The sequence below is a fragment of the Arthrobacter sp. M71 S08 genome (assembly GCF_059089725.1).
Genome location: NZ_JBNHEY010000001.1, coordinates 149,477 through 172,249, shown reverse-complemented (window position 1 = coordinate 172,249; position 22,773 = coordinate 149,477). Strand labels below are relative to the sequence as shown.

General features: G+C 64.2%; 24 protein-coding genes. 12 read left to right on the top strand and 12 right to left on the bottom strand.

The genetic code is table 11. The features are described 5' to 3' along the window. Positions 1–7: 7 nt before the first annotated feature. The 6 genes from AC5RTB_RS00860 to AC5RTB_RS00835 form a co-directional block, all read right to left on the bottom strand. Positions 8–442 (bottom strand): SRPBCC family protein, encoded by a 435-nt coding sequence (locus AC5RTB_RS00860; protein ID WP_494059179.1) that lies wholly within the window; start codon positions 440–442, stop codon positions 8–10. Positions 443–482: 40 nt separating this feature from the next. After that, positions 483–1,703: an NAD(P)/FAD-dependent oxidoreductase gene (locus tag AC5RTB_RS00855; protein WP_494059178.1), complete on the bottom strand. Its 1,221-nt coding sequence runs from the start codon at positions 1,701–1,703 to the stop codon at positions 483–485. Further along, entirely contained in the window at positions 1,696–2,031 is a 336-nt protein-coding gene (locus AC5RTB_RS00850) for a putative quinol monooxygenase (RefSeq protein ID WP_494059177.1), read from the bottom strand. Before AC5RTB_RS00850 ends, AC5RTB_RS00855 begins: the two co-directional genes overlap by 8 nt. 64 nt (positions 2,032–2,095) lie before the next feature. Beyond that, positions 2,096–2,770 carry a haloacid dehalogenase type II gene (locus AC5RTB_RS00845; protein ID WP_494059176.1) on the bottom strand — a complete coding sequence of 225 codons (675 nt, stop codon included), beginning with the start codon at positions 2,768–2,770 and terminating at the stop codon, positions 2,096–2,098. 123 nt (positions 2,771–2,893) lie between these two features. Next, positions 2,894–4,102 (bottom strand): glycerophosphodiester phosphodiesterase family protein, encoded by a 1,209-nt coding sequence (locus AC5RTB_RS00840; RefSeq protein ID WP_494059175.1) that lies wholly within the window; start codon positions 4,100–4,102, stop codon positions 2,894–2,896. 184 nt (positions 4,103–4,286) lie between these two features. Beyond that, complete coding sequence (locus AC5RTB_RS00835; protein WP_494059174.1) at positions 4,287–5,021, bottom strand: glutamine amidotransferase; 735 nt, start codon at positions 5,019–5,021, stop codon at positions 4,287–4,289. A gap of 135 nt (positions 5,022–5,156) precedes the next feature. Here AC5RTB_RS00835 and AC5RTB_RS00830 point away from each other — a divergent pair, with 135 nt between their 5' ends. The 3 genes from AC5RTB_RS00830 (at position 5,157) to AC5RTB_RS00820 (ending at position 7,798) form a co-directional block, all read left to right on the top strand. After that, the gene (locus AC5RTB_RS00830; protein ID WP_494059173.1) at positions 5,157–5,696 is read left to right on the top strand and encodes a hypothetical protein; all 540 of its coding nucleotides are present in this window, start codon (positions 5,157–5,159) and stop codon (positions 5,694–5,696) included. Between the two features lie 101 nt (positions 5,697–5,797). Further along, positions 5,798–6,637, top strand: coding sequence for a glucose 1-dehydrogenase (locus AC5RTB_RS00825; RefSeq protein WP_494059172.1), 840 nt, complete (start codon positions 5,798–5,800; stop codon positions 6,635–6,637). 96 nt (positions 6,638–6,733) lie between these two features. Continuing rightward, positions 6,734–7,798 (top strand): spore photoproduct lyase family protein, encoded by a 1,065-nt coding sequence (locus AC5RTB_RS00820; protein WP_494059171.1) that lies wholly within the window; start codon positions 6,734–6,736, stop codon positions 7,796–7,798. A gap of 48 nt (positions 7,799–7,846) precedes the next feature. On the opposite strand, the gene AC5RTB_RS00815 is transcribed toward AC5RTB_RS00820, so the two are convergent. Continuing rightward, positions 7,847–8,722 carry a serine/threonine-protein kinase gene (locus AC5RTB_RS00815; protein WP_494059170.1) on the bottom strand — a complete coding sequence of 292 codons (876 nt, stop codon included), beginning with the start codon at positions 8,720–8,722 and terminating at the stop codon, positions 7,847–7,849. Next, positions 8,719–9,048 carry a hypothetical protein gene (locus tag AC5RTB_RS00810; protein WP_494059169.1) on the bottom strand — a complete coding sequence of 110 codons (330 nt, stop codon included), beginning with the start codon at positions 9,046–9,048 and terminating at the stop codon, positions 8,719–8,721. Before AC5RTB_RS00810 ends, AC5RTB_RS00815 begins: the two co-directional genes overlap by 4 nt. 187 nt (positions 9,049–9,235) lie before the next feature. Between AC5RTB_RS00810 and AC5RTB_RS00805 the strand changes: the two genes are divergently transcribed. Both AC5RTB_RS00805 and AC5RTB_RS00800 read left to right on the top strand, forming a co-directional pair. After that, on the top strand, positions 9,236–9,742 hold the full coding sequence (locus AC5RTB_RS00805) for a MarR family winged helix-turn-helix transcriptional regulator (protein ID WP_494059168.1): 507 nt from the start codon (positions 9,236–9,238) through the stop codon (positions 9,740–9,742). 104 nt (positions 9,743–9,846) lie between these two features. Beyond that, entirely contained in the window at positions 9,847–10,353 is a 507-nt protein-coding gene (locus AC5RTB_RS00800) for a MarR family winged helix-turn-helix transcriptional regulator (protein WP_494059167.1), read from the top strand. Here the strand turns inward: AC5RTB_RS00800 and AC5RTB_RS00795 are convergent, their stop codons facing one another. Beyond that, a complete protein-coding gene (locus AC5RTB_RS00795; protein ID WP_494059166.1) occupies positions 10,354–10,647 on the bottom strand; it encodes a hypothetical protein in 294 nt (97 codons plus the stop codon). It lies immediately after the preceding gene. A 69-nt stretch (positions 10,648–10,716) separates the two neighbouring features. Between AC5RTB_RS00795 and AC5RTB_RS00790 the strand changes: the two genes are divergently transcribed. Further along, a complete protein-coding gene (locus AC5RTB_RS00790; protein WP_494059165.1) occupies positions 10,717–12,063 on the top strand; it encodes a DUF2254 domain-containing protein in 1,347 nt (448 codons plus the stop codon). A 12-nt stretch (positions 12,064–12,075) separates the two neighbouring features. Here AC5RTB_RS00790 and AC5RTB_RS00785 read toward each other — a convergent pair whose 3' ends face one another. Continuing rightward, positions 12,076–12,534 (bottom strand): DUF3817 domain-containing protein, encoded by a 459-nt coding sequence (locus AC5RTB_RS00785; protein ID WP_494059164.1) that lies wholly within the window; start codon positions 12,532–12,534, stop codon positions 12,076–12,078. A gap of 37 nt (positions 12,535–12,571) precedes the next feature. Continuing rightward, complete coding sequence (locus AC5RTB_RS00780) at positions 12,572–13,495, bottom strand: EamA family transporter (protein ID WP_494059163.1); 924 nt, start codon at positions 13,493–13,495, stop codon at positions 12,572–12,574. Between the two features lie 46 nt (positions 13,496–13,541). Between AC5RTB_RS00780 and AC5RTB_RS00775 the strand changes: the two genes are divergently transcribed. Further along, a complete protein-coding gene (locus tag AC5RTB_RS00775; RefSeq protein ID WP_494059162.1) occupies positions 13,542–14,030 on the top strand; it encodes a MarR family winged helix-turn-helix transcriptional regulator in 489 nt (162 codons plus the stop codon). Here the strand turns inward: AC5RTB_RS00775 and AC5RTB_RS00770 are convergent. Further along, positions 14,027–14,554 carry a DUF488 domain-containing protein gene (locus AC5RTB_RS00770; RefSeq protein WP_494059161.1) on the bottom strand — a complete coding sequence of 176 codons (528 nt, stop codon included), beginning with the start codon at positions 14,552–14,554 and terminating at the stop codon, positions 14,027–14,029. The genes AC5RTB_RS00775 and AC5RTB_RS00770 overlap by 4 nt on opposite strands. Before the next feature lie 38 nt (positions 14,555–14,592). Here AC5RTB_RS00770 and AC5RTB_RS00765 point away from each other — a divergent pair, with 38 nt between their 5' ends. From AC5RTB_RS00765 to AC5RTB_RS00745, 5 genes are all read left to right on the top strand, one after another. Continuing rightward, positions 14,593–17,841 (top strand): DEAD/DEAH box helicase, encoded by a 3,249-nt coding sequence (locus tag AC5RTB_RS00765; protein ID WP_494059160.1) that lies wholly within the window; start codon positions 14,593–14,595, stop codon positions 17,839–17,841. 72 nt (positions 17,842–17,913) lie between these two features. Then, on the top strand, positions 17,914–18,582 hold the full coding sequence (locus AC5RTB_RS00760) for an alpha/beta hydrolase (protein ID WP_494059159.1): 669 nt from the start codon (positions 17,914–17,916) through the stop codon (positions 18,580–18,582). An 85-nt stretch (positions 18,583–18,667) separates the two neighbouring features. Beyond that, complete coding sequence (locus AC5RTB_RS00755; protein ID WP_494059158.1) at positions 18,668–19,294, top strand: TetR/AcrR family transcriptional regulator; 627 nt, start codon at positions 18,668–18,670, stop codon at positions 19,292–19,294. 105 nt (positions 19,295–19,399) lie between these two features. Next, positions 19,400–20,923, top strand: a complete 1,524-nt coding sequence (locus tag AC5RTB_RS00750; RefSeq protein ID WP_494059157.1) for an aldehyde dehydrogenase family protein — start codon at positions 19,400–19,402, stop codon at positions 20,921–20,923. Beyond that, the gene (locus AC5RTB_RS00745; RefSeq protein ID WP_494059156.1) at positions 20,924–22,564 is read left to right on the top strand and encodes a GMC family oxidoreductase; all 1,641 of its coding nucleotides are present in this window, start codon (positions 20,924–20,926) and stop codon (positions 22,562–22,564) included. It begins immediately after the preceding gene. The last annotated feature ends 209 nt before the right edge of the window (positions 22,565–22,773 follow it).

Genomic DNA, 22,773 nt, shown 5'->3' with positions numbered 1-22,773 from the left:
ACAGCGGTCAGGAAACGACGAGCGCCTCCATGTCGTCGAAGAACGCCTGGTAGCCCGCGGCGGTCTGCTCGCGCTGTTCCGCGGAGAAGCCGGGGGCGTCCTGCACGAGCGTCATCTGCGTACGGCCGTCGACATCGGCGAAGGTGACCTTGATGGGCGCTCCCGGGTCGGTACCGGGACGGTCGGTGATCGTCAGGCCCAACCGTTCGGGTGGGGTCACCTCGGTGTACTCGCCCTCCCAGTTGATGGTGTTGCCGTCCGGCAACTCCATGACGGCGTGCCAACTACCGCCGGGGCGAACGTCGAGCACGAGCGAGTCGCGTGGGACGTTGACCTGCGAACTTCCAAACCAGATGGCGAAGTCCGCGGGGTCGGTCCACGCGGCGAAGACGCGTTCCCTCGGGGCGGCGAAGGTGCGGGTGACGGTGATCTGGTGGGACATGCGGATCCTCTCTGCGTGATGAGGCGTCGGCCGGGAAGGCCTAGGCGCGGCCCTTCAAGATGGCGTACCAGTACAACCGGATGAACCCGTACCGCTCCACCAGCCACGTCAGCCGCTTCTCCTTGGCGAGGCCCTTCCAACCGGGGACCGATGGTTTCGGGGTGTGGGTGTCATCGAATTCGGCAAGCACCACTGTAGAGCGGCTGACGGTGAGAGGACAGGCTCCGTACCCGTTGTACTCCCGGCTGGGCTGCCTGTCCTTGAGCACCGCCTTCAGGTTCTTCGCAAGGACCTTGGTCTGCTGGCGGAGGGCCGCACCCGACTTTGAGTTCGGGGTTCCCGCCGCGTCGCCCAGTGACCACACCGTTGGGTAAGTGACGTGTTGGAGGGTCTTCTTGTCGACGGCGACGAAACCGTCGTCGTCGGCAAGGCCGGTGCCGCGAATCCAGTCCGGGGCGGACTGCGGTGGTGCGGCGTGCAGGACGTCGTACTGGATCTGTTCCTCCGTTCCCCGCGCGGTGTCGCGCAGGGTGGCGACGCGGTTGTCGGCGTCGACCGATGTGAGCTCCGTGCTGCAGCGCAGTTCGATGCCGTACTCGGTGATCTTCCGGTTCAGCTCCTCGTCCACAACTTCAACGCCGTAGACGGTTTTCGTCGGGACGGCGAGGATCACGCGGATGTTGTCGAGGACACCCTGCGAGCGCCAGTAGTCGCACGCGAGGTACATCGGTTTCTGCGCGGCGCCGCCGCAGGTGATGGGGCCGTCGGGCATGGTGAAGACCGCTGTTCCGGACCGAAGGTTGCTCAGCAGCCGCCACGCCTTCACGGCGAGGTCGATGCTGTAGTTCGTCGCTCCGTACGGGGAATCGTAGGCGCCCTGGAGGCCCGGAATTCCGTCCCAGTTCTTCTGGATTCCGGGGCAGACGACGAGGTGTTCGTAGAGAAGGTTCCTGCCGGAGGCGAGGGTCACGGTCTTTGTTGCCGGATCGATGGCTGTGGCGGAATCACGGTGCCAGGCGATGCCCTTCGGCATCACGGACTTCTGCGACCGCACGGCCGCTTCCGCCTTGCCCGTACCGCCCGCAATGTGGGAAAAGAAGGGCTGGTATTGATGCTGCTCAGTGGGATCGACGACGGCGATTCCCTTCACCCTGTAGCGCTTCAGCCGTGCCGCTAGAGAGATACCGGCGTTTCCGCCGCCGATGATCAGCACCTGGTAGTGGGGGTTCCCGTTCCGGGCATGTGCGCTGTCCTCAGACATGATCGCTCCTGTCGACGGAGAGTTCACCCATGCGGTTCCAGCCGGTGGCTGAGAGCTGTTCGCTGATGATGTGCGGGGTTTCGACGAGCGCCTGAGGCATGTCCTTCATGGCCTGCTGGAAGTGGTCGCTGGTCACGTGGGCGCCGGCGGCATCGTCTTCAAACGCCTCGACGAGGACAAATTCGTTGGGGTTGTCCACGCTGCGCGACCAGTCGAACCAGAGGTTGCCGGGCTCGGCGCGGGTGGCTTCTGTGAACTCGCGGGTGAGATCGAGCCAACGCTCGCTCCAGTCGGGCTTCACGTTGAATTTGACGACGATGAAGATCATGCTGATGCCTTCCGCTCAAGGGGTTCCTGCACCATGCTAGGCGTCGCGGGCGAGCGCTGCAGTTTCACTCAGCCCGCAGGTTCTCAGCGAGCTCCGTGAGACTGCTCGCCTCAATGTGCGGAGTCTCGAAGTATGCCGGGTAGGCCGTACCGGACCGGTTGATCCACGCCGTCTCCAATCCGGCCCGGCGTGCACCGTGGATATCCCAGGGATGAACCGCAACCAACAGGAGCTCCCCCGGCTCGCGAACGATTTCCGCCGCGGCATACTCGTACGCTGCAGAGGCGGGCTTCCACCGGGAGGCGTCGGCGACGCTGAGCAGTCTGGCAAAGTGTCCGCGAATTCCTGCCCGCTCGAAAAGCGCTTCCGCCACGGACGTTGCACCGTTGCTCAGGGTGACCAGCTCTGGAAGGCCGGCGAGCGTCTCGATACCGGGGACGACGTCGTCGTACACGGACAGTGTCGTCAGCACATCCATGATGTTGTCCACCGCGGCAGTGTGGTCCCCCGCACCGAGCGTGTCAGCGCACAGGCGCTGGAGGCTGTCCTTCGCGAGGTCGGCGAAGCCGGGATTATCGTTCGTCACGGTGAGGGCGAAGGCGTCCCGCAGGATTCCCGCGAACCACACACGCGCCGTCAGCGCAGGCAACCCCTCCGCGTCGAACGCGTCGGCGAGGGGACTCATATCGGACAGGGTTTCATTGACGTCGAAGACGATGGTTCGAGACTGATTTGTCATGGTGCAACCATGACAGGTGGAGGCAGCCAGGAACAGGCCTGCGGCCGCCACGTGGGAGAAACGCAACTGCGCCTGTGCACCGGGTGGATCCGGCGGCCAGGCGCAGTCTGGGAAACGGAAAAGCTAGTTGGCGAAGACGTCCTGCAGGCGCGGACCGATCCACAGGGCAACCGAATCGCCGCCGTTGTTCAGCACCGAAGCGTTGCCCCCGTTGTAGTACGCCTCAGCCGAGTTCGTCCCCGGGCCCGTGTAAACGCGAAGCTCGGCACCCGGTGCGAGGACGTAGCCCTGACCGACGGTCAGGATGTTGTTCGCGGCGTCGCGGATGACTGCGCCGCTCACGTCAACGCTCACCGCCGAGGTGTTGCGGAGGACCACGTGCTCGCCGTTCTCGGGCTGGACATCGTTACCGGCCGGGTTGTTCACCGAGTCGGCGATCTCGACGCCGGCTCCCGGGAACACGGGCTGACCCTTGAGGAAACGGTGGTTCTGGATCGGAAAGTCGGTGGTCACCGCATCGACGCCCAGATCCAGCGAGTACTGCACAGCCTCCGGCGAGTTCACCGTGTACACGCCGAGGATCAATCCGGCACCCTTCACGTCCGCAACGTTCTGGGGTGTCAGGGTCCGGTAATTGGTACCCACCGAATCGGCGAAGGTCGCCCACGACTCAACAACCGCACGCGGCGGCACCACGCTGGTGAGCTGCTGCAGCTCGATGTCCGGAGCAATTGCTGCGAAGCGGCGGTTCGAGGCCTCATCAAAGCCGATGACCTGGATCTTGTCCGCCGCAACCAGCTGCGTCCACTTCGGGTCGCTGAGGAGTTCATCGGCGACAACCTGCTCCACGCCGGGCGAATTCACCGGGGACTTGATCTCGATGTACACGCCGGTCTTGACGGTCGCGATCTCAGCCGCGTCATCGAGGTGCGGGATGCGCTCCCCCGCGTACTTGTCGCTGAAGTAGGAGCCGGCGTCGAGCTGCTGGAGTTCCGCCCAGGTGAAGGAAGTGACCGGGTTGTTCTCGCGGCCGGGGAACACCTCTTCAACGTTGGTTGTGCGCGCAGGCGTGTTGTCGTGGAACAGGAATGGAACGCCGTCGGCGCTCAACTGCACGTCGATCTCAAAGAAGTCGGCACCGGATGCACGTCCGTCCTTGAACGCGGCAACAGTATTCTCCGGCGCGGTGCCGGCTGCTCCACGGTGTCCGATGAGGATCGGAGCGTCGGTCGCCTTCTCGGCGGGTGCAGCGTGTGCGCCGGCGACGGGCACGGTGGCGAGCGTCAGTCCGGCAATGGCGGTGGCGATGCTCCTGGTCAGGCGAAAAACCATAAGGTTCAGTCCCTTTCGAATGAAGTGTGGGTGGTCCCCCCGCCCGATGCTCCATGGTGCTGTGGTCCACCCGGTCAACGACGGGTGAACTGCGGGTGAAAGCCGCGCCCACACCCCGCGTTGAGTTGGCAGGACACACCCTGAAAGCCCGGCGGAACGGGGTGTGTCCTGTTAACTCAACGGGTTAGTGGCGGGCGTAACGCCGCACGAAGTTGGTGAGGATCTGCGGCGGCCAGGTCACCGACGAGGCCCTCGCGCGCTCAATCACGGTCTCCGCCTGGTCCGGCGGGAAGTAGCCGGCATGGCGGTAGATGCGGATGCGTTGAACGAGACCCTCGACGTCCAGTTCGGGGTGGAACTGAGTGGCATAAAGGTTTTGCTTCACCCGGAACATCTGCACCGGGCACGACGCCGACGACGCCAGCAGCACCGCGCCGGCCGGAAGCGTCGCGCAAGCCTCCTTGTGCCCAACGAAGGCATCGAAGCGCGGAGGGAGGCCGGCCAGCAGCGGGTCCGCTGTGCCGTCGTCGTTCACTGTGATTTCTATTGGACCAATGGGTTCCGCGAAGGTGCGGTCAATCACCGCGCCCTGGTGCCGCCCCAGTGTCCCCACCCCGTAACAGGCGCCCATGAATGGGAAATCGGCGTCGACAACCCGGTCGAGCAGCTCTCGGAGTTCGCGCTCCACACGATGCTGGGTGGGAGATTTGGCGTCCTCAGCGTCCGAAGAGTTGAAGGGGCTCCCGCCGAGGAAGATGCCCGAATAGTCCTCGAGCCGTAGATCGGGCAGGGGTTCCTGTTCGACCCGGATCCGGTGAAGGTTCGGCGGCGTAAGGCCGGTAAAGCGCAGGAAGCTGCGGTATTCACCCTCGGCCGCCGCATCCTCGGCGCGGGTGCCCAGAAGCAGGAACGGTAGCACCCATTGATCGTACTGCCCGGCAGATTTTTCTACCGATCGCTCGCAAAATGGTAAGCATGCTGATAGAAATTAACGGTGCCGTCTTCCCATTAATTCCTCGACGGTCTACGGCATCCCAAGTCTAAGGAGAGCATCATGGCAGGAAACACGCTTGTACGATCCCTTCACGATCTCAGTGCTGCGGCTTGGTTCGGCGGATCGCTCATGGGCGCCGTCGGCCTGAACGGCGCGGCAGCCGAAGCCAAGGACCCGACGGAGCGCACCCGTCTTTCCACGGTCGGCTGGGCTCGCTGGACTCCGGTGCAGGTCGCAGCGTTCGGCGCACACGCAATCGGCGGAATCGGGCTCATCGCCGCGAACAAGGGCCGCCTGGCCGGACAGCCGGGTGCTGTCGCCAACACAGTCGTCAAGTCAGCGATCACGGTCGTCGGCATGGCAGCGTCCCTCTACTCCGGCATGCTCGGCAAGAAGGTGGGCGAGCTGAGCCAGCACGGTGCTGCGGGTTCAACAGAACCCAACCCGGGAGCGCCGGAGGAACTCGCCAAGGCACAGCAGCAGCTGAAGATCCTTCAGTGGGTCCTGCCCGCCCTGAGCGGCGCAGTGATCGTGCTGGGCGCAAACCAGGGTGAGCAGCAGCGCCCCAAGAACGTGCTCGACGGACTGTTCAACCGCTAACCACCACGAAGCCAGGCCCGTCGTTTCCCCCAAACGGCGGGCCTCTTCGGTTAACCCCTTGAATCACACACCTACAGAAACAGCGACTTTCGGAGGAAATCATGGGTCAGCCAAAGCAGCAGCAGGACGTCCCCGGCGTTCAGTCAGAGATGGATCCCACGCCGGACTGCGGTGAGGAGAGCTACCGAGGGAGCGGCAAACTCACCGGCAAGGCGGCGGTCATCACCGGCGGCGACAGTGGTATCGGCCGCGCCGTGGCCATCGCCTTCGCGCGTGAAGGCGCGGACGTCCTCATCTCCTACCTCAGTGAGGACGACGACGCCGAAGAAACTGCCCGCCACATCGAGGACGCCGGCCGGAAGGCGGTCGTGGTACGCGGTGACCTCTCGGATTCCCAGCACTGCCGGGACATCATCGAGCTGGCCGTGCAGGAATTCGGCAAGGTGGACGTCCTCGTCAGCAATGCGGCCTACCAGATGAGCCACGAGAGCCTCGATGAGATCACCGAGGAGGAGTGGGAGTACACCTTCAAGGTCAACGTCTCGGCGATGTTCCACCTGGTCAAGGCAGCCCTGCCGCACATGGCGCCGGGTTCCTCGATCATCGGCAGCTCGTCCGTCAACTCGGATATGCCGAGCCCCGCGTTGGCACCCTACGCCGCGACGAAGGCGGCCATCGCGAACTTCTCCGCGAGCCTCGCGCAGATGCTCGGCGAGAAGGGTATTCGCGTCAACAGTGTGGCCCCCGGGCCCATCTGGACTCCGCTTATCCCCGCGACCATGCCGCCGGAAAAGGTGGAGCAGTTCGGTGATGACACGCCCCTGGGCCGCGCCGGCCAGCCTGCCGAGCTCGCCCCCGCATACGTCCTGCTGGCGTCCGACGACGGCAGCTACATGTCCGGTGCGCGCATCGCCGTCACCGGCGGCCGACCCATCCTCTGAGGCACTCGGTTCGAACGCATTGAGTTGACAGGACACGCCGGTTATGGCCGGTCAAAAGGGGTGTGTCCTGCCAACTCAACGCGACGGAGGATGACCATGGAATTCAACCGGCTGCTGCAGATCCGGCGCATCTATGCGCAGCCTGCAGCCCTGGAGCTGCCCCGCGGCAAGGAGATCGTGGAAAGGTGGCCGGATGCCGACGTCGTTCTGGTGGAAAACCACTGGAATATCCCTGAGGTGCACGGCGACGAGACCAACGTGCCCCGCTGGTCCCGAATCAAGACCGAGGCGCTGGTCCTCGGCGTCAAGAAGGCACTGACCGTCAAACCGAACGGCCGCTCCGCCGACTTCATTGCTCCCTCAACCGCCAACGGCTGCGCCATGGCCTGCGCCTACTGCTACGTCCCCCGGCACAAGGGGTACAGCAACCCGGTGACGGTGTTCGCGAACATCGACCAGATTGCCGGCACGCTTGAACGGCATGCCACGCGCCAGGGCATGAAGCTGGAGCCCAACCAGTGCGACCCGGAGCTCTGGGTCTACGACATCGGGGAGAACAGCGACTGCTCCGTGGATGCGTTGATCAGCGACAACGTCGAAGACCTGGTCAGCCTGTTCCGCGACCTCCCTACCGCCAAGCTGTCCTTCGCCACCAAGTACGTGAACCCCGCGATGCTGGACTGGCATCACGGCGGGCATACAAGGATCCGGTTCTCCCTCATGCCGGCGGACCTCGCCAAGTCGATCGACGTCCGCACCTCGCCCGTGGCCGAACGCATGGCTGCCATCAACGACTTCGTGGATGCCGGGTACGAGGTGCACGTAAACTTCTCCCCCGTCATCGTCACGGACACCTGGCTCAGTGACTGGGAGGAACTCCTGCGCCAGCTCGATGCCACGCTGACGCCCGCGGCGAAAGCCCAGCTTGCCGCCGAAGTCATCTTCCTGACCCACAACGAACGCCTCCACGAGGTCAACCTGGGCTGGCATCCTCAGGCCGAGAGCGTGTTGTGGCGGCCGGACCTGCAGGAATCGAAGGTCTCCTCGAACGGCTTTACCAACGTCCGGTACCGTTCAGGCACCAAGGCCCGCTACGTCCGGCAGCTGACCGCACTCATCGAGGAGATCGCACCGTACTGCCGGATCCGCTACGCGTTCTGATCCCCGCGAGAACGGGCAGGTGAAGGCAACCTCGGAGCGAAAACGGGCTTACACCGCCAGGGCGAGCTCCGTCCCGGTGTGTGAAACAGCAGCGACGGCGGTGGGGTTCGTCAACATCTCCAGTGCTTCAGTCGGCGTGGGGCGCAGGGCTGGATCCATGGAGGTCATGGCACGGATGAGGTGGCGCCAGTGAGACGGGATGTGGTCGGGAATCAATGGGCTGCGCAGGGTCCGGGCCACGAGCGATTCGACGGTGGGGAGGCTGAAGGCCCGGTGGCCGGAGAGGCATTCGAGCAGTACCAGTCCGAGGGAGTACATGTCGCTTGCAGCGCCGACGCCTGTGCCGCGGGCCTGCTCGGGGCTCATATAGAGGACGGTGCCACGGGACGACGCGTGGTCGTCACACTGGGGACCGCGGGCAGCGGTTCCGAAGTCAACGAGCTTGGGCTGGGGCGACGGTGAGCCTCCGGCGGTAAGAGGGATCATGATGTTCGAGGGCTTGATATCGCGGTGCACGATGCCAGCCGCACGCAGGGACTGCAGGGCCCGCAGAAGCCCGTACGCCCAGGCCGTCACATCAACGTTGTGCGGAGTGATGCGACTCAGGATGTCGCGAAGGTTCATTCCGGGGACCAACTCCTGCACGAGATACGCGGCGGGTTCCTGCTCAGCGCTCTCAGTCACGCCGCAGTCGAGCACGTGCGTGATGTATGGGGAATGCAGAGACATCTGGAGCTGCGCTTCTTCCTTGAAGGTGTGCTCACTGCGCCGGGCCACCTTGACGGCAACGTCGGTGAAATTGTCAAGGTCGGTGGCTGCCCACAGGACACTAGTGGCGCCCGAGCCGATCGTTCGCTGTAGCTGCCAGCGGCCCACAATAGTCGATTCGCCGGGGATATGAGGTGAAGAACCGCTGCCGCTCACGGTTGGTTGCGCTCGGAACGAGCGGCCCAGAGCAGAGTGGCAACTTCTTCCTTCGCCAGACCGGCAGACTCGGCGATCTTCTCGACGGAGCAGCCGTTGGATGTGGCCCGCTCGACTGCGGACGCGAGCGCGCTCTGGGCCCGGTCCAGTTCCCACTCGAGCGACTCGACCGCTCCGGCGGCTGCGATGATCCGCTCAGTGTCGGAGGCGCCGTCGTCGAACCCTGGATCACTGATACTCTCGTCAATCCATAACTCGTCGACAAGGTGAACGGGGTTCGCCACTGCAACCGGGGCCGCGGGCGATTTCTGGGCGACTGTAGACATCGGCTGCTCCGTAATCAGTAGGAAGAATAGTAACTAGTTCAACTAGTTATATATGACCTTAGCTTGTGCTGTCTACGATGAAAAACCCGGCAATACATGGCTGTTCTCGAGATTAACCGGAAATCTCAAGACCTCCTTGAGATTTGCTAGGTGACCTAGCTTGTAGGCGGGCGATAAACTAGTCGATATGGAACCCGCAATGAACCCTGACGGCGCAGGCTATTGGTACGCCGACCAGGAGAACCCCGGCAGCGTTGAAGTGCTAAATGCATTGCGCGTCTACCGGGCTGCGGAAGCCGAGATGCGACGCCGGACACGCGACGCCATGAAAATGAACGAAACGGATCTTCTCGCCATCAGGTATGCAATGCGGGCCCAGAAGGCTGGGCATTGCATCAGCCCGAAGGACCTCTCCCGCATGCTGAAGATCTCGACGGCATCCACCACGGGGCTCATCGATCGTCTCGTTGCGAGCGGACACCTTATCCGCCGGCCGCACCCTACGGATCGGCGTTCCGTCGAGATTGTCCCGACCGGCAACGCAGACATCGAAGTGCGGGAGACACTGGGCGAGATGCACAAGCGGATGCACGACGTAGCTGAATCACTCAGCCCCGAGGAGGCACTCCACGTCACCCGCTTCCTTCAACGCATGACGCAGGCCGTAGAACAGCAGGACAGCCCGCACCACTAACCCCACCTCAGACGCACCGAGTTTGGAAGCCCGGTTCTCGAACTGCAGAACAAAGCACAACCAGTCACAGGGTTCGTGCACGGCGACCGGAAGAGATAAACATCATGGATATCGCGCAGTGGCCGACGAACCGGCTTCTCAATACGGCCGCCAGGCTCAGCGCCAACCGCGAAAACGAACTGTTGCGCGAGCTGGGAACAACACACGCCGGGCTCCTGACGCTTCGAGTCCTGGGCCGGAACAATTCCATCACCCAGGTTGAGCTGGCCCGGGAACTACGGGTCCAGGCGCAGACCGCCGGAAAGCTTCTCGAAAGGCTGGCGACCCGTGGCCTGATCCTCCGGACACGGAGCGACGACGATCGACGCGTCTTCATTCTCAGTCTCACCCCGGTAGGGGAAGCTACCCTGCGGAGGGCACAGGCCCTGCTGGACGCGCAGGCACAGGCTCCCGACGGATCAGACGCAGTCCTGCGCCAGGAATTGATCGCTCACATCCGGGGCCTCGGCGGGGTCCCCGACCCGGATGACCAGCGGCCCAGCCTGCGTATGATCCCTGGTGACCAGCCGCATCATGAGTTGAGCGGGCACGACGCCACAACCGGCGGGTAGTCAGCCCGCGAGCAGGCCTTCGCAATTCGCCCCTGAGTGAAAGGTCCTCGCCTCGAAGAGCCTGGAGTCTATTTCCTCAAGATCGCCGACGGCTGCAGAGAGCAGTCGTTGGGCATGGTCCGGGTCCTTGGCAGCCCCACAGGCCTGCTGGACATCCAGCAGCGTCCGCGCAAGCTGGTCTCGCACCCGCTCCAGATCGCGGATGCGGCGGGCCGACTCTTTCAGCTCTTCGGCGATGCCGAAACCGCCATCGTATCGAGCTATCGCCCGGGGACTTGTTGAAGTTTGAAGCACCCGAAAATGATAAGCAGGCTTGGTATTTCTGTGCAAGCCGACACGCCTGGTCCTTGTTAGTGTTCAGCAATGGGACGCAGTAAGTCATCTCGGCACATCGCAAAGAACCTCACTCCGCGGGTCATCCGCGACTACGTGCGGACGCAGCTGTGGCCCGTGCCCCTTATAGCGGTGCTCAGCTCCGTGGTGCTCGCCCAGTTCCTGACGTGGCTGGACCTCCAACTCACCGATGACATGCCCCCCGCCCTGTCCGGACTGTTGTTCGGCGGAGGCCCCTCAGCTGCCCGGTCACTGATGGAAGCCATTGCTGCCTCAACAATTACCGTCACTTCGCTCACCTTCTCATTGACGGTTGTGACCCTTCAACTAGCCAGCAGCCAGTACTCGCCGCGCCTGCTGCGCACCTTCACCAGCGACAAGTTCGTCCACAACACCCTCGCGCTTTTCCTGTCGACATTCGCCTTCGCCTTGACGGTTCTGCGGACGATTCGGGACGAGGACGAGAACGGAGGGTCGTCATTCGTACCGGAGATCGCGGTGACGCTGTCCTTCCTGCTGTCGCTGGCAACCGTCATCGTACTCGTCCTGTTCCTCGGCCACCTTTCCCGACAGCTGCGGGTGGAACGGATGCTGGTGAACGTTCGGGACGAGTTCCTGTCTACGGTGGGTGATGAGGGAGCGGACTCCGAGCCGTTCCCTCACGAGTTCGCTTCACCGGTCGGCGCACTGGAGGTCCAGGCAAGGAGCTCCGGATTCATGGTGCAGGCTAACGAACCGTCATTGCTGAAGGTTGCGGAGCGCTTCGACGCAGTCATTGCTCTTCAAGAGCCGCCGGGTGAATTCCTTGTCGAGGGGATACCGTTCGCCCGAGTGTGGAAATTCGATGGCGCTTCGGCGAACATCTGGAGTACGGAGGAAAAGGAGGAACTGCAGCACGCGGTCACAGAGGCGATCTCGGTCGGATTCGAACGAAACTCGGTGCAGGACATCGGCTTCCCACTGCAGCAGCTTCTCGACGTCGCGGTGCGGGCGATCTCACCCAGCGTCAATGATCCAACGACCTGCGTGCACGCACTGGGCCACCTTTCGGCCGGCCTGACCAGGCTTGCCCGGGAGGGCAAGGGACACCGGGTGATGACCGATGGCCACGGACGCGTACGGGTGTTCCTTCCGAGGCGGACCTTCACCATGCTGCTGGAGCTGGTGGTTTCCCAGATCTGCACCTACGGCATGGATGATCCGCGTGTCGCCCGCCGTCTGGTGGAGCTGCTGGCAGAGGCAGAACAGAGCGACACCTCGCGTCGGTACGGCAAGGAGATCCGGGAGCAGCGACAGCGCGTCGCCCGCGCCCTCTCCGGAAGCCAACTCGATCCCGTGGACAGGCAGGAACTCCTCGAGGAGTGCAGGGCTTCCTGACTGACCGCTGTGTCAGCCGACCTGAACGGGCGGACCGGCGATCAGGAGCGCCGCAAACACAACGCTGATGCCGGCGATCGCCACCAGAGACGCCGTGAGCGGGTTGCGCAGCACCCACGCCTGCAGATTCTCGACCGGACCGGAAGGCCGGTCCTTTCCGGCCGCAAGGCGCCATCCGCCGTCGAGCTTTCCGCGGCGCTCGAGCTGCCAGTCAAAGAGCACGGTCGCGAAGGGAATCACACCAGCAAGCAGTCCAAGAATGCCCGTGCCTGCGCTCCATCGCTGGTTGACCCAGACGAACGCGGTGCTGACCAGGTACGTGAGGAATACGAACCCGTGGAGCGCACCACCGACGGACACCAGTACATCCGTGGTTTGGGCTACATACTTCAGGTACATGCCCGCCAGCAGAAGGGCCCACGTGAGCGCCTCCGCGACGGCGACGCTGCGGAAGAGGATACGAGGGGTCATGGGTGTCTCCTGGTCAAGGGGTTGCGGTCCTTCAAATCTATCGCAGCGCCGGCCGGACACAGACTGCGGCGGGCTGACCGACGCCCGGCGCCGGCGTCCGTCGAAGCCTGAACCGCGGGCGCACACTCACGGCGAGGATGGAACCGAGAACCAGAAGGCCCCCTATTCCCTGCAACAGTGACAACTGCTCTCCCAGCGCGAGCCAGCCCAGGAGCGCGGCCACCACTGGACTGAGCAGTCCCAGGAACGACGGCGCCGTGACGGGCAGGCGCTGGATGCCGCGGAACCACAGCACGTAAGCCACCGCCGTGCCGACAATCGAGAGGTAGAGATAGCCGCCGAGGTTCGCCAAGGACAGTGCCGGCGGCGGACCCTCCACCACCAACATCAGCGGGACCAGGAGGAGGCCGCCGGCCACCAGCTGCCAGGCGGTCATGGTCAGCGGCTTCTCAGCCCTGCCCCACTTTTTGGCGAGCACGACGCCGGTGGCCATGGATACAGCACCGCCGAGTGCTGCCAGCACCCCCACACCGTCCAGACGGGCCTGGGATTGGAGAACCAGGAGCGCGACGCCGGTAGCTCCGGTGACGCCCGAAAGCACCACCTTCATCGACAGCCGGTCCTTAAGCACCCACGTTGCCAGCCCGGCCACGATGAGTGGCTGCACGGCACCCACGGTCGCAGCAATCCCTCCCGGCAACCGGTACGCCGCGATGAAGAGCAGGGCGAAGAACACCCCGATGTTCAGACCACCGAGCACCAATGCCTTCCACCACCATGAACCGCACGGAAGCCGCCGGACCACCAGCAGGAGCAGCAAACCTGCCGGGAGCGCCCGAAGCACGGTGGCGGTCAGGGGAAGAGCCGGCGGCAGCAGGGAAACGGTCACCAGATAGGTGCTGCCCCACACCATGGGCGCCATGGCTGTGAGGATGAGAGTCCAACTTGTTTTGCTAAGCACTTAGCGATTCTAGCTAAGCGCTTAGTAAATTGTCTAGAGTGGACCCATGAATGACCATGTCGATGACATCGTGGAGCAGTGGCAGCGGGAACGGCCGGACCTCGATGTCTCCCCCATGCACGTGATCGGGCGGCTCTCCCGCGCCTCGCAACAGGTGGAGCGAAGGCTTGAGGAGAACTTCGGACGGCACGGGCTGGACTCCGGATCCTTCGACGTGCTCGCCACCCTGCGGCGGAGCGGTTCCCCCTTCACCCTCAGTCCCAAGGACCTGGCGGCGAGCGCAATGATTACCTCAAGCGCCGTTGCGCAGCGCCTGAACAGACTCGAGGAACGTGGGCTCATCACGCGCGAGAAGAGCAGCGTCGATGGACGCGGGACTGAAGTGACTCTCACCGGGACGGGACGGGACATCGTCGATGCAACCCTTCCCACCCACCTGGCTACCGAAGAAGAATTACTGGCCGGGCTTTCCGCGAACGAAATGCGCACGCTCGCGAAGCTGCTGAAGAAACTCGGAACCGGGCTGGCCGGCTAGTCCTGCACATCCCAGTACACCCCGCCGTCCCCAACCCGGGCGCCGGCGGACGGCTCGTGCGGCGTCAATCGGCCGTCATGCATGAGGTGATGGACCTCGAACCCATGGAGCAGGACCAGCACGTCCGCAACAATCCGCCGATGGCACCGCCACCAGACGCTCTCGCTGCACATGATCGCGGTGGAACGCTGCGCCGCGAGGGCCCGCAGGTCCGCCAGCGCTGTCTCGAATTCCCTGGTGCGGGTATAGGCCGCATAGGCGCGGAACTGTGCCACCCGCCACCACGCATCCGTTTCCGGTTCATCCGCAGCACGACGACGGCGGCCACCCAGGTCCTCAAGCCACACATAGTCGATACCCTCGGACGGCAACCACTCCTCGAGGGCTTCCTTGCGGGTGTCGAGGTTGCGGCGGCTGCCCGGGAAGCGGCGGGCATCCGCCAGCACCTGAAGGTCGGCGCCATGGAGCAAAGCGCTGAATTGTTCCCGGTCCGCTGTCCCGTGCCCGACGGTGAATAGCCGCATGGATCCAGTCTGTCAGGAGCGCGTGAGAGCATGAATTCATGCCCGAATCCCCGTATCCCATGATTGATGTCGCGGACATCATTCGCATGGTGGGCGGTGCCGCTTTTCAGCGGGGGCAGGGCTATGCCAAGGAGTCCCTGGTGCAGGGGCTCACCTTCGAACCGGAGTCCAAAACCGTGCACGCACGGGTCATGGGCAGCTCACCGGCGCCGTACCGTACGCGGCTGTATCTGGCCCGGAAAGGTGACGGCCGGTACCACCTTCGCGACAGTGTGTGCTCGTGTCCGGTGGGGCTGGACTGCAAGCATGTTGCTGCCGTCGCGCTCCGCTCCAATATGGAGAATCTCCGCTCCAACCAGGAGCTGACGGCACCGTTGTCCCCCGCTCGTCCAGCGGGGTGGCAGGAATCGCTCTCAGGCTTGCTTTCAACCCACGAGCACGACGACGGCGCGCTGGCCACCGTCCCGCACACCGCGCTGGGTCTGCAGTTCGAGTTGCGCCCCACCACGGGAGCCAAATGGGACCAGCGGCGCGCCTACCGCGGGTTCAAGCTCGGAGTCCGCCCGGTCATCCGGAATGCCAAGGGCAACTGGGTCAAGAACAACCTGGCGTGGGGAAACATCAGCTACCAGACGTACGGGCTGAAACTGGACTCCGATCAGCACCGCTGGTTCGCCCAGTTCCCGGCGCTGCACCGCGGAACCGGCGTCACATACTTCGGCAATAACGACTCCTGGCTGTATCTGGACGATTTCAGCAACCCCCTGCTCTGGCAGCTGCTGCAGGAGGCGCAGCGGCTCGGAATCGCCTTTGTCGGGTCGAAAAAGAGCGTGACGGTTCAGCTCGCTTCCCAGGCGGTGCTGCTGCTCGATGCCACCACCGTCGACGGCGCGATCCAGCTCTGCCCGGCCATCAACATCGACGGCGAAAACCACCCTCCGGACTCGGCGCATGTCATTTCCAACCACGGGGTGTACACCGCGTCGGAGGACGGCCTCATCACGCTGGCCCCCACCACCCGGAAGCTCACAGACCACAACCGCGAACTCCTCGAGCGCACGCGGCCCGTTCGCATTCCGGAGACGGAGAAGCAGGAGTTCCTCGCGGGCTTCTACCCCCGGCTCATCCAGTCCATTGACGTCGTCAGCAGCGACGGCTCCGTTGTCTTCCCGGAAATCATCCCGCCGGCCCTGGTCCTCACTGCCACCTTCGACGACGACCAGCTGGATCTCCACTGGGGCTGGGCGTACCAGACCGGCAACACCGAAACCCGCAAACCGCTGAAAAACACCGACGACGACGGCGGCTACCGTGACACCGCAGCCGAAACCTCCGCCCTGCAGGCTGCGCGGGAAGCCCTGGGCGGGCGCATGGTGAAGGACCGTGTCTACACCGGCATGGAAATGGTGGACTTCACGGAGACGGTCCTCCCCCGTCTGGAGCGCCTCGACGCGGTGCGCGTGGACGTGGTGGGCAGCAAGCCGACGTTCGAGGAACTTACCGAAACCCCGCAGCTCCTGATCACCACGGTGGACACGGAAGACCGCGATTGGTTCGATCTCGGCGTGCTCGTCACGGTGCAGGGCCGCAAAATCCCGTTCGACCACATCTTCACCGCTTTGGCCAAGGGCAACAACCGGATCAAACTGGTGGACAACAGTTATCTGTCCCTCAACCAGCCCATCTTCGACCAGCTTCGTGAGCTCATCGATGAAGCGCGGATGCTCAACGAATGGGAAACCGGCCTGCGGATCAGCCGCTACCAGGCCGGCCTGTGGGCTGAGTTCGAGGACCTGGCCGAGGAGACGGAACAGGCCCAGGCCTGGCAATCGGCGGTCAACGGCCTGCTGGGGCTGACCGAGGTGGAACAGATTCCGCCCCCGGAAGGACTCCACGCCACGCTGCGTCCCTACCAGGTGGACGGCTTCAACTGGCTCGCGTTCCTTTGGAGCCACGGCCTGGGAGGTGTACTCGCCGATGACATGGGCCTCGGCAAAACCCTGCAGACACTCGCACTGCTGGTGCACGCGAAGAACCACGGCGAGCAGCGGCCCTTCCTCGTTGTCGCGCCTACCTCCGTGGTGCCGAACTGGATAGCTGAAGCGCAGCGCTTCGCCCCCGGCCTGACGGTGCGGGGTATCGCTGACACGCAGGCCAAGAGCGGTACGCCGGTGGCCGAGCAGGTGGAGGGCGCCGACGTCGTCATCACCTCCTATGCCCTCTTCCGGCTGGACAATGACGCCTACGGCAAGCAGGAATGGGCAGGGCTCATCCTGGATGAGGCGCAGTTCGTGAAAAACCATGCGGCCAAGGTCCACCGCTGCGCCAAGGACCTGGATGCACCGTTCAAGCTGGCCATCACGGGTACCCCGATGGAGAACAACCTCATGGAACTGTGGGCAATGTTCAACATCACCGCTCCCGGGCTGTTCCCGTCGTCGCGCGCTTTCACCGAGGAGTACCGCACGCCGATCGAGAAGCAGGGCAGCACGGAGCGCCTGCAGCGGCTGCGTCGCCGGATTCGGCCGCTGATGATGCGGCGCACCAAGGAGGCCGTCGCATCAGACCTGCCGCCCAAGCAGGAGCAGGTGCTGTCCGTCGAGCTCCATCCACGGCACCGCAAGATCTACCAGACGCACCTGCAGCGCGAGCGGCAGAAGCTGCTCGGTTTGATCGATGACCTGGACCGGAACCGGATGATCGTGTTCCGTTCGCTGACCCTCCTCCGGATGCTCAGCCTCGATGCCTCACTGGTGGAGCCTGAGTATGAGGGAGTGCCATCGGCGAAGCTCGACGTCCTGTTCGAGCAGCTGGAGGACGTCCTCGCTGAGGGCCACCGTGCCCTGGTGTTCAGCCAGTTCACGTCCTACCTCAAGCTCGCGGCCGCTCGGCTGGAGCAGCAGGGCGTCGAATTCGCATACCTCGACGGCTCCACCAGGAAGCGCGGTGAGGTCATCGATTCCTTCAAGAACGGCACCGCACCTGTCTTTCTGATCAGCCTCAAAGCAGGCGGCTTCGGACTCAACCTGACGGAAGCCGACTACTGCTTCCTGCTGGACCCGTGGTGGAACCCTGCCAGCGAATCCCAAGCGGTTGACCGGACGCACCGCATCGGTCAAACCAAGAACGTGATGGTTTACCGGATGGTCTCCACAGACACCATCGAGGAGAAAGTGATGAAGCTGAAGGAGCAGAAGGCCAAGCTGTTCAGCTCAGTTATGGACGACGACGCCGTCTTCAGCTCCGCGCTCACGGCCGATGACATCAAGGAACTGCTCGCGGGATAGCCGCGACGCGACCGACGCCAAGGACCCATAGAGATGGACCGTCCCCGGAAAACATCATTGAATTCCACTCTCTTGAGTGCCAGGCCCCACGGGAAACCAAGCCAGGCACCGGTTCCCGGGCAGCAGGTTCTGGGCCTGGAAACTGTACGGGACACGTTGCTCTACATCCCGCCCGGTCTGGAGCCCGGACAGCCCGCCCCGCTCATTCTCCTGTTGCACGGCGCCGGGGGTGAAGCCGCGGGAGGCCTTTCCCTGCTGGGCGACCTTGCTGAGACGAGTGGGATCGTGATGGCAGCGCCGTCGTCGAGGGACTCCACCTGGGACGGCGTTCGAGGCAGCTTCGGCCCTGATGTCCAGGTGATCAATCGGGCCCTGGAACGGATTTTCACGCTGGTTTCCGTAGATCCGGACCGTATCGCGGTAGCAGGCTTCTCCGACGGCGCCTCCTTCGCGCTGGCACTGGGTCTGGCCAACGGGGACCTCTTTTCCAACATCGTGGCATTCTCGCCGGGTTTCACGCCTTCCGTGCCGCGTAACGGCAAACCCCGCCTTTTCGTTTCGCACGGCGATGCCGACCACGTCCTGCCGATTGACCGCACCAGCCGTCGGCTCGTGCCTGCCCTCAGAGCAGATGGCTACGACATCAGGTACCGGGAGTTTCAGGGACAACACGCGGTCCCTCTGGCCATCGTGCAGGAGGCCGTCGACTGGCTGGACTGGACAGGGACCGACCGGTATTGACCCTCGTAGGCAGCATTGCCCGACCGCGACCTTCCTTAATTGGTTGCGAGATGCACTCATCGGCGTTTCACAATAGTCTGGCCAAGTGGGTACAAGCACCGTTAAATCCGGCGAACAGATCGACAGGCAGTCGCGCATTCTCGAAGCGGCGATGGATCTGCTGTCGCGCCACGGCATCTCAGGTGTGAACATGCGTGCCGTGGCGCGCGAAGCCGGCGTAGCACTGGGGCTCGTTAACTATTACTACGAAGACAAGTCCTGCCTGATCCGTGCCGCCTTGCATCGAATCGACGAGCACGACCTCATGCTGGTCGAGCCCGACCCTGATTCGCCCCCGGACGAACAGCTCCGCAAGTCCCTCCGGCGCGTTGCGGGCGCGGAACTCCTGACCACACGATACTTGTCTCTCCGTCTCCACCTTTGGGCTCTCGCCCAGGCCAGCGAAGACTTCGCCCAGATCAACGCGGAGGCGTTCGAGCGGTACCTCGATGGTCTCGCGACGCTGATAGGGAACGCCAATCCCGAGCTTTCCCGCGATGAGTGCAGAGAGCGGGCAGCGGACATCGTCGTCGTGCAGAACGGCATGTGGCTAACCGCTCTCCTCGGCGTGGATAAGGCATCAATCCAGAGGAACATTGCCCACACAGAGGACATCGCCTTCGCCCCTCCGCGCAAGAACGAGCGCGGCCTGGGCGAGTCCGAAGAGTCCTGAGTCCTAAAGCCTGCCGCATCCGCGCAAGCGGCTTCGTGACTGTCATTGAACATTCGTTCAGATTATCTCTTGAACGTTTGTTCAATATCCCCTAATCTGGACTGTATGACTTACGCCACACAGTCCAGAACCAAGACGGATACCGCATCCACCCTGTTCATCAACGGCTCGTGGGAGCCGGCCGCGTCCAGCGCGGTGCGTGAAATTCGCAACCCGGCCGACGGCGAACTGGTCGCCACGGTCTCCGAGGCAGGCAGGGAAGACGCTGAGCGCGCCATCGCTGCGGCCCGTGCAGCCTTCGATTCCGGTGTCTGGTCCTCGGTCCCGGCTCCCGAGCGCGGCGCCTTCCTCCTCAAGGTCGCCGCGGAACTGCGCGACCGCCGCGAGAAATTTGCCCGCGCCGAATCGCTGGATACCGGGAAACGGATCATCGAAAGCCGGATCGACATAGACGACATCGCCGCCTGCTTCGAATATTTCGGAAGGCTCGCAGGGCAGCAGTCGGGCCGCGTGGTCGACGCCGGGGACCCCGCCGTCGTTAGCAGGATTGTCTACGAGCCGGTCGGTGTGTGCGGCCTGATCACGCCCTGGAACTATCCCCTGCTTCAAGCGGCGTGGAAGATCGCGCCCGCATTGGCCGCGGGTTGCACCTTCGTCCTCAAGCCCTCCGAACTGACCCCGTCCACCGCGATCCTGACCATGCAGCTGCTGCAGGACCTGGGCCTGCCGGACGGCGTCGCGAACCTCGTGACCGGCGCCGGCGCGGAGGCGGGCGCGCCGCTCTCGGAACACAGCGACGTCGACCTGGTCTCTTTCACCGGCGGACTGGAAACCGGCAAGCGCATCGCCGCGGCTGCCGCCGGCACCGTGAAGAAGGTGGCGCTGGAGCTCGGCGGCAAGAACCCCAACGTGGTCTTCGCCGACGCGGACTTCGACGCCGCCGTCGACAATGCGCTGAACGGGGCGTTTGTGCACTCCGGGCAGGTCTGCTCCGCCGGGGCGCGGCTGGTGGTTGAGGAATCGATCGCCGAGCGCTTCGTCGACGAGCTCGTCCGCCGCGCTGAGGGCATCCGGATCGGCGGCCCGTTCGATGAAGCCGCCGAGACCGGACCGCTGATCTCCGCGGCCCACCGCGAAAAGGTGCACACCTACGTCCAGCGCGGAGTGGAGGAGGGCGCACGGCTGCGGTGCGGCGGCGCGGCGCCTGAAGGAGAGCAGTACGACGCCGGTTTCTACTACCAGCCGACCGTCCTGGACCGCGTGCAGAAGGGGATGTCGGTCGTCGTCGATGAAGCCTTCGGTCCCGTAGTGACCGTTGAGACCTTCCGCACTGAGGACGAAGCGGTTGCAACCGCCAACGACACCATCTACGGGTTGGCCGGAGCGGTCTGGACCCAGGACGCCGGCAAGGCGCAGCGTGTAGCGGGCCGGCTGCGGCACGGCACCGTCTGGATCAACGACTACCACCCCTACCTTCCGCAGGCCGAGTGGGGTGGCTTCGGCCAGTCCGGCGTCGGTCGCGAGCTCGGGCCGACCGGCCTGGCCGAGTACCAGGAATCCAAGCACATCTACCAGAACACCGGCCCGCATGTGACGGGCTGGTTCGCTGACCACGGCAAGGAGAACTAGATGCATATCGACAACGTCGAGAATCTCAACGACCGAGAGTTCGACTACATCGTCATCGGCGGCGGATCCGCCGGTGCCGCAGTCGCCGCCAGGCTGAGCGAGGACCCGGCCGTGTCCGTGGCCCTGGTGGAAGCCGGCCCGGATGACCGCGGCGTGCCCGAGGTGCTGCAGCTTGACCGCTGGATGGAGCTGCTCGAGTCCGGCTACGACTGGGACTACCCGATCGAACCGCAGGAGAACGGCAACTCCTTCATGCGCCACTCCCGTGCCAAAGTCATGGGTGGCTGCTCCAGCCACAACTCCTGCATCGCCTTCTGGGCGCCGCGGGAAGACCTGGACGAGTGGGAGTCCAAGTACGGCGCCACCGGCTGGAACGCTGAGTCCGCCTGGCCGCTGTACAAGCGGCTGGAAACCAACGACGACGCCGGCCCCGAGGCGCCGCACCACGGAGACTCAGGACCCGTGCACCTGATGAACGTGCCCCCGGCGGACCCCACCGGCGTCGCGCTCCTGGATGCCTGTGAACAGGCCGGCATTCCCCGTGCCAAGTTCAACACCGGCACCACGGTGATCAACGGCGCGAACTTCTTCCAGATCAACCGCCGTGCGGACGGCACCCGCTCCTCCAGCTCGGTCTCCTACATCCACCCGATTATTGAGCGCGAGAACTTCACACTGCTGACCGGCCTGCGCGCCCGCCAACTGGTGTTCGACGCTGACAAGCGCTGCACCGGCGTCGATGTCGTGGACTCGGCGTTCGGCCGGACTCACCGGCTCTCCGCGCGTTGCGAGGTGGTCCTGTCCACCGGCGCCATCGACTCGCCGAAGCTGCTCATGCTCTCCGGCATCGGCCCCGCCGAGCACCTAGCCGGGCACGGCATCGAGGTGCTGGCTGACTCCCCCGGCGTCGGCGAGCATCTGCAGGACCACCCCGAAGGCGTCGTGCAGTTCGAGGCCAAGCAGCCGATGGCACAGACTTCGACGCAGTGGTGGGAGATCGGCATCTTCACACCCACCGAGGAAGGTCTGGACCGCCCGGACCTGATGATGCACTACGGCTCGGTCCCGTTCGACATGAACACCCTGCGGTACGGCTACCCGACCACGGAGAACGGCTTCAGCCTCACCCCGAACGTCACGCACGCCCGCTCCCGCGGCACCGTCCGGCTGCGCAGCCGGGACTTCCGCGACAAGCCGATGGTGGATCCGCGGTACTTCACCGATCCGGAGGGCCACGACATGCGCGTCATGGTCGCCGGTATCCGCAAGGCCCGCGAAATCGCGGCCCAGCCCGCCATGTCGGATTGGACCGGACGGGAGCTCTCGCCCGGTATCGCAGCGCAGACCGACGAGGAACTGCAGGACTACATCCGCAAGACGCACAACACCGTCTACCACCCCGTGGGCACCGTCCGGATGGGGCCGGCCGACGACGAGATGTCGCCGCTCGACCCCGAACTGCGGGTCAAGGGCGTCACCGGACTGCGAGTCGCCGACGCTTCTGTTATGCCTGAACACGTCACTGTGAACCCGAACATCACCGTCATGATGATCGGGGAGCGCTGCGCGGACCTCATCCGCGCCAGTCGAACCAGCGAAACAACGACGGCGGAGGCGGAGCTCAGCGCGGCCCTGGCCTAACTGTCAGCGCGCCACAGCGGGCTCCGAGTCGGTTAGGTCAACCCGGTGGAGGGGTGCCTCATGCCTCCTCCACCGGGTCTTTCCGCATCAGCCAGGGGTCCACCGAGCGAAGGGGATTATTCTTGAACATTCGTTATTCAGAGGTCTTGAACACATGTTCAAAGTGCACTAATCTCGTAATATGACCTACGCCACACCTAGCGGAGTCA